This window comes from Paraburkholderia sp. DHOC27 (assembly GCF_003429005.1).
Lineage (GTDB): Bacteria > Pseudomonadota > Gammaproteobacteria > Burkholderiales > Burkholderiaceae > Paraburkholderia.
Genome location: NZ_QVQV01000007.1, coordinates 107,924 through 122,514 on the forward strand (window position 1 = coordinate 107,924; position 14,591 = coordinate 122,514).

Annotated in this window: 15 protein-coding genes; 2 read left to right on the forward strand and 13 right to left on the reverse strand. The window is 63.7% G+C overall.

Annotated features, from left to right (window positions below):
* Positions 1 to 80: 80 nt before the first annotated feature.
* Together D0B32_RS22010 and D0B32_RS22015 are read left to right on the forward strand one after the other, a co-directional pair.
* Positions 81 to 536, forward strand: a complete 456-nt coding sequence (locus D0B32_RS22010; RefSeq protein WP_117336420.1) for a Spy/CpxP family protein refolding chaperone — start codon at positions 81 to 83, stop codon at positions 534 to 536.
* Between the two features lie 254 nt (positions 537 to 790).
* Positions 791 to 1,228 (forward strand): PGDYG domain-containing protein, encoded by a 438-nt coding sequence (locus D0B32_RS22015; protein WP_117336421.1) that lies wholly within the window; start codon positions 791 to 793, stop codon positions 1,226 to 1,228.
* A 57-nt stretch (positions 1,229 to 1,285) separates the two neighbouring features.
* Here D0B32_RS22015 and D0B32_RS22020 read toward each other — a convergent pair whose 3' ends face one another.
* The 13 genes from D0B32_RS22020 to D0B32_RS22080 form a co-directional block, all read right to left on the reverse strand.
* Positions 1,286 to 1,654 carry a DUF3022 domain-containing protein gene (locus D0B32_RS22020; RefSeq protein WP_117336422.1) on the reverse strand — a complete coding sequence of 123 codons (369 nt, stop codon included), beginning with the start codon at positions 1,652 to 1,654 and terminating at the stop codon, positions 1,286 to 1,288.
* Between the two features lie 49 nt (positions 1,655 to 1,703).
* Positions 1,704 to 2,666, reverse strand: coding sequence for a YhfC family intramembrane metalloprotease (locus D0B32_RS22025; protein ID WP_117336423.1), 963 nt, complete (start codon positions 2,664 to 2,666; stop codon positions 1,704 to 1,706).
* Positions 2,667 to 2,723: 57 nt separating this feature from the next.
* Positions 2,724 to 3,788 (reverse strand): LacI family DNA-binding transcriptional regulator, encoded by a 1,065-nt coding sequence (locus D0B32_RS22030; protein WP_117336424.1) that lies wholly within the window; start codon positions 3,786 to 3,788, stop codon positions 2,724 to 2,726.
* A 7-nt stretch (positions 3,789 to 3,795) separates the two neighbouring features.
* Complete coding sequence (locus D0B32_RS22035) at positions 3,796 to 4,761, reverse strand: D-glycerate dehydrogenase (protein WP_117336425.1); 966 nt, start codon at positions 4,759 to 4,761, stop codon at positions 3,796 to 3,798.
* 4 nt (positions 4,762 to 4,765) lie between these two features.
* On the reverse strand, positions 4,766 to 6,067 hold the full coding sequence (locus tag D0B32_RS22040) for an MFS transporter (protein WP_117336426.1): 1,302 nt from the start codon (positions 6,065 to 6,067) through the stop codon (positions 4,766 to 4,768).
* Between the two features lie 103 nt (positions 6,068 to 6,170).
* On the reverse strand, positions 6,171 to 7,169 hold the full coding sequence (locus tag D0B32_RS22045) for a sugar kinase (protein ID WP_117336427.1): 999 nt from the start codon (positions 7,167 to 7,169) through the stop codon (positions 6,171 to 6,173).
* Between the two features lie 77 nt (positions 7,170 to 7,246).
* Positions 7,247 to 8,038: a sugar phosphate isomerase/epimerase gene (locus D0B32_RS22050; RefSeq protein WP_117336428.1), complete on the reverse strand. Its 792-nt coding sequence runs from the start codon at positions 8,036 to 8,038 to the stop codon at positions 7,247 to 7,249.
* Positions 8,039 to 8,219: 181 nt separating this feature from the next.
* On the reverse strand, positions 8,220 to 9,293 hold the full coding sequence (locus D0B32_RS22055) for a porin (RefSeq protein ID WP_117336429.1): 1,074 nt from the start codon (positions 9,291 to 9,293) through the stop codon (positions 8,220 to 8,222).
* Between the two features lie 97 nt (positions 9,294 to 9,390).
* Complete coding sequence (locus D0B32_RS22060; protein ID WP_310591203.1) at positions 9,391 to 10,365, reverse strand: LysR substrate-binding domain-containing protein; 975 nt, start codon at positions 10,363 to 10,365, stop codon at positions 9,391 to 9,393.
* Between the two features lie 120 nt (positions 10,366 to 10,485).
* The gene (locus D0B32_RS22065; RefSeq protein ID WP_117336431.1) at positions 10,486 to 11,727 is read right to left on the reverse strand and encodes a cytosine permease; all 1,242 of its coding nucleotides are present in this window, start codon (positions 11,725 to 11,727) and stop codon (positions 10,486 to 10,488) included.
* Positions 11,728 to 11,768: 41 nt separating this feature from the next.
* The gene (locus tag D0B32_RS22070) at positions 11,769 to 12,158 is read right to left on the reverse strand and encodes a glutamyl-tRNA amidotransferase (protein ID WP_117336432.1); all 390 of its coding nucleotides are present in this window, start codon (positions 12,156 to 12,158) and stop codon (positions 11,769 to 11,771) included.
* 49 nt (positions 12,159 to 12,207) lie between these two features.
* Positions 12,208 to 13,167, reverse strand: coding sequence for a carbamate kinase (gene arcC / locus D0B32_RS22075; RefSeq protein WP_117336433.1), 960 nt, complete (start codon positions 13,165 to 13,167; stop codon positions 12,208 to 12,210).
* A complete protein-coding gene (locus D0B32_RS22080) occupies positions 13,164 to 14,591 on the reverse strand; it encodes a DUF1116 domain-containing protein (RefSeq protein WP_117336434.1) in 1,428 nt (475 codons plus the stop codon). Before D0B32_RS22080 ends, arcC begins: the two co-directional genes overlap by 4 nt.

The following is a 14,591-nucleotide window of genomic DNA, read 5'->3' on the forward strand; positions in this document are numbered from 1 at the left end:
CTGCGTGCTGCATGCATGTCCACTTGCCCAGGTTGCGCCTCTCGCGCGAAGTATCCGAATTCGAACAAACAGGAGTTTCGATGAAAAAAGCACTGGTAATTCTGGCGTCCACGCTCGCCATGAGCGGCGCCTTCGCACAGTCTGCTGCACCGGCGTCCGCACCCGCGGCTGCATCCGCTCCGGCGGGCAAACACGAGCGGAACATCGAAGACCGCATTGCCTATCTGCACACGCAACTCAAGATCACGCCGGCGCAGGAATCGCAATGGAGCGCCTTTGCCGACGTCATGCGCAACAATGGACAGACGATGGGTACGCTGTTCCAGCAGCGCAAGGATGCGACTAACCAGTCCGCGCTCGACGACATGAAACAGTACACGGCCATCGCCGAGGCTCATGCCGACGGCATGAAGAAACTGGTCGACGCGTTCGAACCGCTGTATGGCAGCTTCTCGCCGGAACAGAAGAAGCTGGCTGACGAGACCTTCCGTCGCGAACCGCCGCAAGGTGGCAAGCATCACAAGGGCGCGAAGTAACGTGCCTCCCGGGCGCGCGTCACAGCGCGCTCTGGTGGAGACTCGTGCGCCTCGAGCCATCCCTCGTGTCTGCCATGCCAGCCGTGTCTGACGTGCACTCGTAGCATGTAACGACACCCGAGCAAGTCCGATAACGCCCGCCCTCACCGGCGGGCGTTATGCTTTCTGGCTTCTGGCATCATGCGGGGTGTGTGCAGTAACGTGCGACCCACGTGACACGACCTCCATCCACCTCACCGCAACCTGTTTCGCTCATGCTTGAACTCAAGAACCTCGATCTGCGCACCGACGCAGCCGCACAACGCGTCGTCAAGGACGAAACCGTCAGGGTGGAATTCGCTGTCGCTGACGGCGAATTGATGAGCCTCGAAGGACCGAACCGCTTTGTCCGCGGCGATGCGCTGATCACGGGTTCGACGGGGGACCGCTGGGTGGTGTCGCGCGATCGCTTCGACGCGAAATACGTCCCTGCGGATACGGCATTGATGCACGGCGAGCCCGGCGGCTATCGCAACCGCCCGGCCGTGGTGCTGGCGCGCCGGATGGATGAGCCCTTCACGCTGACGCGCTCGGCGGCCGGCGGCGACGTACTGCGCGGCAGCGCCGGCGACTGGGTGATGCAATACGCGCCGGGTGACTACGGCGTGGTGCAGGCGGCGCGCTTCGCCAAGGTGTACCGGCTCGCGCAGTGAACTGCACCGGCCTGCACCGGCTCACGCCGCCGCCCGCTCACACCGCGTCATACCGCATCAGGCAAACTGCTCGTCCAGTTCGACGGTGACTTCACGCGGCACGGCTTCGCCGTTCGCATACTGTTCTTCGAGTGAGCCGATCGTCGCCTCGACGTAGGCTCTCAGCACCGCAAAACTGCGGCCTCGTTGCCGTGGCGGCAAGGCCCGGTAGCGTGCCAGCACGGCCGGCGCCATGACCACGCTCAAGACAATGCGGCGCGCCGACGCGCCAAAGCGCATCGCCACCCAGTGGACCACCAGCGTCGGCGTACCGTCTTCGGCTGCGCGTTCGCTGAACTGGGTCTGCTCCGGAAAGAGATCGCTGATGACCCGTGCCAGCTCTTCGAAATCCGGGCTGGCACAGTCGTATTGGTAGGCTTCTTCCATGAGTGTCATCTGCCAGAAATAAGGACATCGCTGCAAGCGCGGCACATGCTCAGGCCGCCTGCGTCGTCAGCGCCGCGCGCCGGAACTGCTTGACCAGCACGCCGGCCACGATCAGCGCCATCAGCGCATAGAGCGCGTCCACGGCGTAGAGCGGCAGGATTTTCGCCTGAAACAGCGCGGCGGGCACGTCGATGAGCGCATGCACGGCAATCGCGAGCGGCAGGATACCGCGCCAGCCGGCACGTATGCCGCGCCACATCAACAGCGACAAACCCACCTGGAAAATCAGCGCCGCGACCCGCTCCAGCACGAATATGCCTGCCATCTGCGGCGACAGACTGGCCAGAATCAGATGGATGCGCATCAGCGAATCGCTCGAGACGTTACCGAGGTACGTGTCGAGTTCGCCACGGTTTTCGATCACCGCAAAGACGATCCACTGGATCTGCACCAGCACGCCGACGATCCACGCCTCCGCGCCGCCATGTCCAAGGCCGTAGCCGAGGGCCGTGCCGTCGCCGGTGGAGGTGGGCGCGCTCATCGGGTTGCGCTTCGTGATTCGGCCTTTCGCGGCATTCACACGCGCTGCGCGAGCGTTGGCGCTGGCAGGGTTCAGCGGGCTTGCTGCTTGTGTCGAATCCGTGGCAGCGGCGTCGTTGGCCGGCGGCACTGCCGTCGTCGCACGCGGAGTAGTCGCCCTTCGCCACAGCAGACGCATGGCGATGTAGCGCCCACCCTCCTCGCACACGCCCGCGATCAGCGCACCGTAGATCACGAAGGCGAGCGGGTTGGACAACCACGCCACGGTCAGCTCGTTGTGCTGCAGGACATAGGCATTGAGCGAGCGCTCGATCACCATCGCGAACAGCGCAAACACGGCAATGCCGGAGATCACGTCGCGCCCGCTCAGCGCGAGCGGGCGGCACAGACGCCGGTAGAGCACCACCGGCAGGATGGCGACGAACAGCGTCGCGAGGGATAGAGAGGTAAGCGTAAGGGGTGAAACGACCATGAGTTTCCTTGCGATGACGGACACGCACCGCTGCGCGCCAGTCCGAATGATCGCAGATCAGCGGGAAGTTGACGCGCGCACGATCAATTCGCCGGGCAGAATGCAGTCGCGCACGGCGGCCTCGCCGCCGTCGATACGCTCATGCAGAAACTCCACCGCGCGATAGCCGATCTGAAAAGTAGGCTGGCGCACCGCCGTGATGCCGCTCAGTTCGGCCCATTCCGGGTCGTCGATGGACATCAGCGCAACGCGTGTCTGCCAGCCGTCGCCGTAGCGTGCCTTCAGGTGCCGCGCGAGGCAGAGCGCCACCGGCGCGTTGGCGGCGAACAGCGCGAGGCGGCGGGTGGAACCGGCCTCGCCAAGTACAGCATCCAGCGCCTGGTCCAGTTCGGCAAGCGTATGTTCGAGCACCGCCGCGTCCGCCAGGTCCAGCACTACCGTCCGGCTCTGCGCACCCTCCGTGCGGCTCATCACCGCGCGAAACGCCGCCTCGCGCAGGCGTCGCGAGCTGACGCGCTCGAACGGTTGCACGACGAACCAGATCTCACCGAAGCCGCGTCCCAGCAGATGACGCGTGCCCTGTTCGACTGCCGCCGTGTTGTCGAGCCCAACCATATCGGCCACCAGACCGTCCACCGTTCGATCCACCAGCACGGCCGGAATGCCGCCCTCGCCGACCGGTCGCAAGGTTTCCTCGCGCACACCGAGCGCATTGACGATCACGCCCTCCACCCGGTAAGTGGTCAGCAGTTGCAGATAGCGGCGCTCCATCTCCACTTCGTTGGCGGCGTGGCAGATCAACGGCATATAGCCGAGTGCGTGACAGGCCGCTTCGACACCTTGCAACACCTCGACCGAGTACGGGTTGGTCAGGTCGGCGACCAGCATGCCGATCAGCCGGTTGCGGCCGCGCTTCAAACCGCGCGCCATCTGGTTGGGCTGATAGTCGAGCCGTTTGATGGCCGCCTCGATGCGGGCGCGCAGTTCCGGAGACAGCACACTCAACTCGCCATTCAGATAGCGTGAGATGCTGGTCTTGCCGGTGCCGGCTTCGCGGGCAACATCGCTGATGGTCGCGCGGCGCAGCGGCGCGCCGTGTGGAGATGAAGGTGTGGCCGTCACGGTCGGCTCACTTGCGCAGGACGTCGCGATTCACGACATTGCGGGTCAGCGTACCGGCGAGCGCGGCCAGCAGATTTTCCGCCGCGTTCATTGCCATCGCGTGACGTGTTTCGGCGGTGGCCGAGCCGATGTGCGGCAACGCGACCACGTTCGGCATGCGCAGCAGCGGCGAGTCGGCCGGCAGCGGCTCCGTCTCGAACACATCGAGCCCGGCCCCGTGGATCGTGCCGGCCTGCAAGGCGTCGATCAACGCGGCTTCATCGACCGTCGCGCCACGCGATGCATTGATCAGGATCGCGCCTGGTTTCATCGCGCGCAGTTGCGCCGCGCCGATCATATGGTGCGTCTCGGGCGTGAGCGGCACCTGCAGGCAGACGAAATCGGCCGTAGCCAGCAGCTCGGCCAGTTCGACGCGCCGCGCGCCGTACGCCTCTTCCGCCTGCGGATTCGGCTTGCGATTGGTGTACAGCACCGGCATGTTGAAACCCAGTGCCGCACGTCGCGCCACCGCGCCGCCAATCCGGCCCAGACCAACGATGCCGAGCGTCTTGCCCTGCACCTCTACGCCGAACTGCGCGGGCCCGATGCTGCTCTGCCACTCGCCCGCCTTGACCCAGTTCGCGAGTTCCACCACCCGGCGCGCGCTGGCGAGGATCAGCGAGAACACGGTGTCCGCGGTGGACTCGGTCAGCACGTCGGGCGTATGCGCGAGCACGATGCCCCGGCGAGTGAGATCGTCCACGTCGAAGTTGTCGAAGCCCACCGAAATGGTGGACAGCGCCTTCAGCTTCGGCGCGCCATCGAGCATGGCGGACGTGATCTTCGTACTGGCGCCAATCGCGCCATCCACCTCGCGCAGCGCCGTCACGAAGGCGTCGTGTTGCGCGGCATCCACTTGCACGACCTCGGCATGGCTGCGCAGATAGGCGAGCACATCGTCGGGCACCGGTTTGTAGACGAGAATCCTGTTCATTCGATTACTTTCCTTCCAGTGGAGTGGCGGCGAGCCCCGCGGACGCTCGCGGCTGTGGCTGTGGCTGCGCCTGGGGCTTGACGGTGAGCGTCAACAGCACGGCCACGACGAGCGCGAGGCTCATGAACACGTAGGATGCCGCAGGCGAGCCCGTGGCACCATTCAGATAACCCACGACATACGAACCGACGAACGAGCCGAGCGCGCCCATGCCGTTGATCAGCGCCATTGCGCCACCCGCGACGTTTTTGGGCAGCAGTTCGGGGACGATCGCAAAGAACGGGCCGTAAGGGGCGTACATCGACGCGCCCGCGATCACCAGCAGCGCGTAGGAGGTCCAGAAGTGCGTCGAGCCGAGCGCATACGAAGCGGCGAAGGCGATCGCCCCGATCAGCAGAAACGGCCAGACGAAAATCTTGCGACGGTTGAGCTTGTCGGAGGCCCACGACGCCGCCAGCATGGCGAGCGTCGCCGCCAGGTAAGGCAGCGCGGAGAGCCAGCCGGTCTCGACCATGCCGAGCGTCGAGCCGTTTTTCAGAATGGACGGCAGCCACAGCACGAAGCCGTAGACGCCGATGCTCCAGCAGAAATACTGCGCGCACAGCCTGATCACCACGGCTGAACGAAACGCCTCGCCATAGTTGCGCACCGGCTTGATGGCGGCCTGCTCCGCACGCAGGGTCTCGGCGAGCGTGTCCTTTTCCTGTTGCGAGAGCCAGCTCACCTGCGCCGGTTTGTCCTGCACGATGAACCACCAGCACACTGCCCAGATGATGGCCGGCGCGCCTTCGGCGATGAACATGGGACGCCAGCCGAACGCATGCACCAGATAGCCCGAGACCACCGACATCCACAGCACGGTCACGGGATTGCCGAGAATCAGGAACGTGTTGGCGCGCGAGCGCTCGCGTTTGGTGAACCAGTTGCTGATGAAAATCAGCATGGCAGGCATCACGGCGGCCTCGACCACACCGAGCACGAAACGCAGCACCATCAGCGACGGGATATTGCTGACCACGCCGGTGAGCGACGCGCAGCCGCCCCACAGGATCAGACTCCAGAACACCAGTTTCTTGACGCTGCGGCGCTCGGCGTAGATCGCGCCGGGAATCTGGAAGAAGAAATAGCCGAGGAAAAAAAGCGCGCCGATCAACGAGGCCAGGCCCTTGCTGATGCCGAGATCCTCGTTGATGCCGGCCGCTGACGCGAAGCCGAAGTTCGCGCGGTCGAGATAGGCGAGACTGTAGGTGATGAAGACGATCGGCATGATCGTCCACCAACGCCGGATCGCAAGCGATGAGGTCATGAGACTCTCCTTTCGGCAGGCGCGAGCGCTGAGGCGCCCGTGCCGGTTGGGTGCACGCTGAGCAGGCGGGTACGGCCGTGACGTGCAGGGGGACGTAGTTTCGTCACGCCACGTTGCTGTGCGCCGCCATTGCAACATCCTGTGCGGCTGCTCCGTCCGCTCGCTCGAGCGCGTCGAGTTGCGCCCGGGTCGGCAAGCCTTCGGAATCGCCGATCACCTGAATGGCCAGCGCGCCGATCCGGTTGCCACGCGCCACCGCATCCGTCAACGGCCGCCCTTCGAGCAGCGCGCTGATCACGCCGACCGCGAAACCATCACCCGCGCCGACCGTGTCCACCACCCGCGCGACCGGCTGCGCGACGACCGTGCCGGCCTCGTCCGCCGTGCGGAAATACGCGCCTTGCGCCCCGAGTTTGACGATCACGCCGCGTGCGCCGCGCTCCAGGTAAAAACGCGCAATGTCCTCCGGCTTCGTGTAGCCCGTGAGGATTTCCCCTTCGCCGATACCCGGTAGCACCCAGTCGGCGAGTTCCGCCAGCGCGTTCAGGCCTTCCACCATTGCCGCACGCGAAGGCCACAGCGTGGGGCGCAGATTCGGGTCGAACGAGATGGTCTTGCCTGCGGCACGCATTTCGCGGGCCAGCACGAACGCGAGTTCCCGCGAGGTCGCCGAAATGGCCGGCGCCACGCCTGTCAGATGCAGATGGCGCGCGGGCAGCACGTACGACGGCGCATAGTCGTCCGGTGACAGATGACTTGCAGCGGACCCCTTGCGGAAATACTCGATGGCGGGATCGCTGCCGTCGTCGTTTTTCGACTTCAGCTGAAAGCCGGTGGGGTAACGCGCGTCGGTGATCACGTGTTGCTGGTCGATGCCCTCGCGGCTCAACGTTGCGCGCACGAAATCGCCGAACGAATCCGCGCCGACCCGGCTCATCCAGCCCACCTTGAAGCCGAGCCGCGCGAGCCCGATGGCGACATTCAGATCGGCCCCCGCGACGCGCTTCGTGAACTGGCCGACGCCGGCGAGCGGGCCGGTTTCAGCGGCGACGAACATCGTCATGGCTTCGCCGTAGGTGATGATATCGAGGGTGGGGGCCATGCTTGCTCCTCTGGTACGTTAGTGCGGGTGTTCGTTTGTCGGGGATGTGGGTGCAGCCAACGATGTCCAGCCAGCGCTCAGACGCCGCCGAGCCACGCGACGTAATGCGCCGCGTCCGCCGCCATCCGGCTCGGGTCGAACGGAAATTCGATGCCGCGCGGCACGCTTTGCGGCAAGCACGGCAGTAGGTCGGCACAAACCGGATCGTCCGCGGCGGGTGCCGCCGCGAAACGGCGCGCGCCGCTGCCCACCACCGCCTTGCAGTGGATGTACTCGACGTGCTTCGCGAGCTGCCGGGCCGCCGCCACCGGAGACTCGCCTGGCCATTGCCAGTTGCCCATGTCGAAGGTCATGCCGAGCACGCCCGCGTGGCCCTCGCGCTGCAATGCGTCGAACAGCGCGGCGAACTGACGGATCAGCCCGCCTTCGGGCAACTGACCGTTTTCGACGACGAGCCGCGCGCGGCAACCTTCCACGCACGCGGCGATGCGGGTGCCGTGGGCCGTCGCCACATGCGTGTCCGCTCCGCCCAGTGCCCCCAGTGCGCCCAGTTGCAGTTTCACGAAACGCGCGCCGAGCGCCTCTGCTTCGTCTAATGCCAGACGCAACGCCGGTTCATCGAGCGCGCCTTGCGGGTCGAAAAGGGTCGCGGGCGTCGAATAGACCGCCCACAAACCGAGTGCGGCGATGCTCGCGCCAAGCGAACGCAGCGCCGGCAATCCAGCCTCGGCCCCGGATGCGAAGAGTTCCCGCCGCACTTCGAAACCCGCCGCGCCGGCATCCGCCGCCGTCGACAGCCAGGCCGCGTGGCCATCCCGGCGAATTGCGTCCGCACCGAATGCGCTGGCAACGATCACTACTTCAGGCATCGCCTGATCACCCTTTTTGATGCGGTTTCTACGTGCATGGAACCGGTTCCATCAAAGCATTTTAAAAAAGCGCTGATGCGCTCTGAAGTGACATCATGCGCTTCGGCGCCCGCTGCGCGCCATAGTGGAAATCCCTGAACAGGCTTTCCAGCGTCTGACCAACGCAGCGGAGCCGCCCTCTTCAGAACTTGGTGCGCAACCCGACGCCGTAGGTATCACCGCCCGATTGACCGGTAATGTGGTCGTTCATGTAAGCGGCGTAGACGTCCGTGCGTTTGGAAAACGGGTAGTCATAGCCGAGCGCCCAGGTGCGGCGCGTTTGATCCAGCCCACCGCTGTCGCGCGACCAGGCGTAAGAGGCCAGCACCGAGCCGGGCCCTGCCGGCACCGACACGCCGCCCTGCGCCGTGTTCACGTGCCAGTCGCCACCGTTGCGGTCGTTCATCGTGAACATGTACTGGCCGAAGAATTTCACGAATTTCAGGTCGTAGGACAGACCCAGTTGCGCGACGCTCTGGCTCTTCATACCCGGCACGAGCTGATCCAGATCTTGCGGATTGTTGTTGAAGTTTGTGTACTGATACACGCCCGTTGCTGAGAACGGACCGTTGAAATACAGGCCCTGCACGCTCCAGCGCTTGGCGGCGTTATCTCCCGCCGTATTGCCGAGCGCATACGTGGCGTTGCCGGTGAAACCGTTGAGGACGGGCGTGGAGTATTGCAGCGCGTTGCTCCAGCCCGAGTCGCCGATCACGCCTTGATCGGTCGTATACGCCGGGCCCGTGCCGAGGCCGAGATACACGTGATTCACCATCGGCGAAAAGACGTACGAATCGGCGAACGGATTGAACAGAATGGTCGAGACGAAGAGCGGCGTGGTGACACGACCGGCCGTCAACGTACCGTAGGGCGATTCGATGCCCACATAGGCGTCGCGCGAGAAGAAGGTGTCACCGGGGAAACGCCCCGCCTGGCCATTTTGCGCAAGGAAGAATGCTTCCAGTGCGAAGATGGCGCGGTAGTTGCCGCCCAGATCTTCCGCGCCTTTCATGCCCCAGTACGAGGTGGACATGCCACCGCCAGAGACCGACCACGCGTTGGCGTTGCCCGGCAGCTTCTGCGCCCCCACCCATTCGTCGACCTGGCCGTACAGCTGAACCGACGATTGTGCAAACGCCGCCGATGCGGCGAGACTCAACAGCACCCCAGCCACCGCTTTCGGCGCACGGCCCGAGAGAAATTTTCGAAGTTTCATTAGTTATCCTACTTTATTACTGCCTGCTTAACCGATTGTTCGTGCCTTCACTCAATTCTGATCATTCAAACCAAACGAACCGGATAGTCAGGAACCGTTACGCGGGCACCGCCCGCAATTCATCGTTTGCCGGCCGTAGCGGCGTGCCACCGCAGACATGCCGGCGTACGTGTTCACGCGAGAAATAATCCACGCACCAACGCCCCGCACTGCCCAGCCCTTCCGGCCTGTGCGCCAGAAAAAGCCGCGTGGCGCACTTCTCTTCCTGCGTCAGTTTCTTGACGAGGCTCGCACCGGCGGCATCCAGGCGCTGATGCGTCGGGATATATCCAATTGCCGCGTTACGCTTGATGAGCGCGATCGCTGCATGGAAATCAGGAACGAAGATGGCCTTTTGTCCGTCCAGCAACCACGCCTGCATCGGATTGAAGTTGACCGAGGTATCGCGAATACACACCGCCGGGTAGCGCCGCAACTGCGAGTTGGGCAAAGGATGTGCCTCCCCCGCCAGCGCGTGGCCGGCACCGACCACGAAGTCCCACGTCAACAGACCCAGCGGCACGCAGATCACGCCCTCGGTGGTAGGCACGGAATGCGGTGCGCCGACCACCAGATTCACGCGGTTGCCATACAGCACGTCCCAGCAGCCGTTATAGACTTCGCGCTGCACGCTAAGCTGCGTGGAAGGAAACGCCCGCTCGAAGTCCATAATGAAGTCGGTAATCGCCGACTGCGGAACGATGTTGTTCACCGCAATCTTCAACTCACGCTCACCGCCTTCATGAACGATCTGCACGTTACGCCGCAGCGTGTCGAAATCGTCGAGGATGGCCTTGCTGTAGGAGATGAAGTATTCACCCGCCGAGGTCAATTCGATGTAACAACCTTTGCGGGTGAACAGTTCGACGCCAAACGCCTCTTCGATTTTCTTCACGGTGTAGCTGATGGCCGACGGCACCTTGTTCAAACGCTCGGCCGCCGCACTGATGCTTTGATACTTCGCCACCATTTGTATAACGCGAATTCCCTCGTCCGACGCCAGCATCCCGACTCCCTTGCAGATCCTTTCCATAACAAAGACGCCGTGATGCACGAAGCCGGACCTAAGCAAACTCAAGCAAACTCAAACTGCGCGAAACTGAAATCAGATTGAGCTTCGCCAATTCGAGACAAGCCGTTAGCCGATTCGCTTTTACACTGGCGTGACCCTTTCCCGCGCCGGCGAGAAGCGGCTCAAGATCACATAGCAAACGCAGGCGGTCAGAATGGAATCGAGTGACGGGATGGTGGTCAAAACGAGTATACCTTTCACCGTTGCGAATCCGACCAGAGAACCTGCGATCCATGCGACGAAGGTCAACAGTTTGATCTGCGAATCACGGGCAAGGACGGTTTCATCGTAGCCGTGGCGGCGATACAGGAAAAAGTCGGCAACGTAGATGCCGGCCACTGGCGGCGTGGCGATACCCAGGAACAGCAAAAACGGGATAAACCACGCCATGATGTCCATGCAGCCCACGATTGCGGCGAGGATGCCGAGCACCACGGTGATCTGCCATTTCGGGAATTTGGGCGCGAGCGTCGAGACCACCAGCGTGCCCTGAAACATGTTCCCCGCGTTGGCCGTGAGGGTGGCGAACACCATCAGCAAACCGGCCGGCACCAGCGCACCGAACAGCGCCATCGCCGCCAGCAACGAGTCCTTGCCGGTCAGCGCGCTTGGCGTGGCGCCAGCCCAGTACAGCAGCGGATACACCACCAGAAAGGTCACCACCGCAGCCATCACGCCATGCCGGCGGTTATGCACGAAGCTGCCGAAATCAGGCAAGGTCGCCACCAGCACGATGATCGTGCCGACCACCGACGACACCGCGACGCCCCGGTTCATGCTGCTCACATTGGCGATCACGTTGGCCGAGCCATGCGTTGCCACATACAGGATGTAGCACAGCACCGCGGCAATGACCGGCACTGCGAACTGCGCGACCCTGCCGAGCACGGCGAACCCGAAGGCCGTCGAGGCCACGAAGATCACGCATCCGATCACCACCAGCACCGGCAACGGGACATTCACGCCCAGTTGCGCCAGCAGATCGTGCACGGAGTGGCCAAACATATTGGCCGTGACGGCAATCCAGCCGAACAGGCTGACCGCCAGCAACAGATTGATGGCCACCGCGCCCTTCTCGCCAAACGGATATTTGACGATGCCATACGTGGGCAGCCGCGCCTTCTCGCCCACGGAAATGGTGATGGACGCGAGAATGGCCAGAATCAGGCCGCCAATGCCGACGACTTCCACCAGATCGGCATCCGATAGCTGGCCGCCCAGGCTCGCCGAGGACAGCAACACGGGGGTCGCCGCAATCCCCAACAGGATCATTGCAATACGCCACGCCGAGGCCGTGGCGAGATTCACCTCTGTCTTACGCATTTCAAACTCCCAGTAACTGCCATGACACGCGTTCAGATCATTCAGGAATAGAAATGACCGGTGTATTGCCGCCAGCCGCCGTGCGCGGTGATTTCCTTTTGCCCTTCCACGAGCCACGGTTCGGCCAGCACGCCGAGCATCTGCGTGCCGTCGGCGAGGCGGATCTTGCCGATCGACAGGCCCGCCGGTTCGCTCAGCAACAGCTCGGCCAGTGAGGCGTTCGGCAATTGCCAGATTTCGAGCGCCACGCACACGCCCCCTTCTTCGACGCGGATCATGCCAGGGTGACGGTCGTTGATGCTCCAGATCCGATAGTGCGCATCGGTCTTGTCTTCGCGTACGAAGCTGCCGCCCGCTCGCGTCATGTTGACGTTCAGTTCGAGGCCGCGCATCAGCGTGCCGTTGACTGCCAGTAAAGTGGTCGCTGTCATTGAGGATTACCTCTTTTCGTTATGGTCAGGAATGCCGGCATGGTCACGCTTACGGCGTAATCCACGTGCCGGTCTTGTGCTTGAGCGCTTCACGGATGGCGGGCGGGCTGGTAATCAGCCCACTCGCGGCCTTGCCCTTGCTGTGCTTTTGCGAAACGAAGCGCAGGATTGCCTCGACTTTCGGCTGCATGCTGCCCGCGCCAAACTGCCCTTCGGCAATCAGGTCGCGCGCCTGCGCAACATTCAGTTGGTCCAGCCAGCGTTGCTGAGGAGTCCCAAAATTGACGGCGACTTTTTCGACGCCGGTTGGAATCAGCAACAAATCCGCATCCAGTTGCTCGGCGAGCAACGCCGAAGCGAGGTCCTTGTCGATCACGGCCTCGACCCCGGACAAACGCCGGTCCTGGTCGCGCACCACCGGAATGCCGCCGCCGCCGCAGGCAATCACCACACAGCCTTGCGCAAGCAGTTGCGCGATCACCGCGTGCTCGACGATTTCCAGCGGCTCGGGCGACGGCACCGTGCGGCGCCAGCCGCGCCCGGCATCTTCCATCAGCGTCCAGCCCAGTTCCTTCTGACGCTGACGCGCGGTGGCTTCGTCGAAGAACGCGCCCACGGGCTTGGCCGGGTGGCTGAAGGCGGGATCGTCGGCGCTTACGCGCGTCTGCGTGACGAGCGCCACCACCGGACGGTCGATGCCACGCCGCCGCAGCTCGTTGCCCATCGCCTTCTGGAACATGTAGCCAATGGCCCCTTGCGTATCGCCGACCGCGTAGTCGAGCGGCACCGGCGACACTTCCTGGGCGGCAATTTCCGAGCGCCGCAGGATGAAGCCCACCTGCGGCCCATTGCCGTGCGTGACCACCAGATCCCAGCCGGCTTCGATCATGTCGGCAATGTGGCGCACGCTTTCCGCCACCGCGCCGTATTGATCGGGGATGCTGTTATGCAAGTCATCCTGAATGAGTGCATTGCCGCCTACCGCGACAATTGCCAGAGGTTTTCTCATGATTCGTTACCTGAACATTGATCTACCTGATCCGCGAGCGCGCGAATCGCCTCGATAAAGCACGGCATGGGTGCCGTGGTAATGCCCGCGCCGATCTGTCCGACGCCGGCCTGTTTGTGCGCAATGCCCGTGTTGATGACCGGCAGGATGCCGCGGTCCACCACCTTGCGGGCGTCGATGCCGGCGGCCGTGGGCGCGAAGTTGAGACTCGGCAAAGTGAACGCCGGATTGCCACCGAGCGTGATGGACTGCATACGGCGGCTATGGCCGATGGCGTCGGCAGGCGTGCCCCCCACGAACTTGACGATGGCGGGCGACGACGCCATTGCAAAGCCTCCCACGCCCGCGGTTTCGGTAATGGCGCTGTCGCCCAGATCGGCGGCGGCATCGTCGACGCCGTAGCCAGGGAAGAACAGCCCTTCCACCGGATTCGCCCTGGCCTGGAACCAGCGGTCGCCGGTGCCTGAGAGACGGATGCCGAAGTTCACGCCATTGCGCGCCATCACCGTGACCATCGAACTGAACGGCACATAAGCGGCGGCGTCGAGCATCGACTTGCAGGCCGTCATGGAGAGGTTCAGAAAGAAGTGATCGTTGCCGGCCATGAACGCGACCGCGCGTTGAATCTGCTCGAGCGGCAGACCGCAGCCGAGCAGCGCGGGAATGATGCGTTTGAGGAACAGGCCCGTTGCCGCCGCGTTGCGGTTGTGAATTTCGTCGCCCATATGCAGCGCCTGGGCCATCAACGGCTTCAGTTCCAGCCCGCCCAGCGCGCGGATGGCCGCCTTCAACGCGCCCGCGAGTTCCGCCTTCATCCAGTGCAGGCGTTGCAGCACTTCTTCGTTGTTGGCGCCGAACCGCAGCACCTTGCCCAGGCCTTCGTTGAAGTTGCTGTACGCGTATTCGCCGTTGGTCTTGTTCTCCACCACGAACAGCGGCATGGACGGGCTGATGATGCCGGCCATCGGCCCGACGCAACGGTAGTGGTGACACGGTTCCAGTTCGATCGCACCGTCGCGCGCCAGCCGTTCGGCCTCGGCGGCATTGGCGGCCCAGCCTTCGAACAGGATGGCGCCGACAATCGCGCCCTGCACCGGCCCGCACATGTCGGCCCAGGCAATAGGCGGCCCGGAGTGCAGAATGCGCCGCCCCTGCGTCATGGCGGGGATCGCTTCAGCGGCGCTGCGCACGTCGACCAGCACGGGCTGCGCCGCGAGATACGCTTCGAAAGCGCGCTGATTGGCCTGCTCGACGCGCGGATGGCGCAACAGGCTGGCCAGCGCCAGACCCGCCTCCACGTCGCCCATCGCAGGCGGCTGCCACGTGAGATTCACCACGTCGCCACCCGCCAGCTGGAGGTTTTCCGCGAAATTGCCCAAACCGCAATTGACCACTTTCAGCGGTTCATCAAAGAGTGTGTTCAT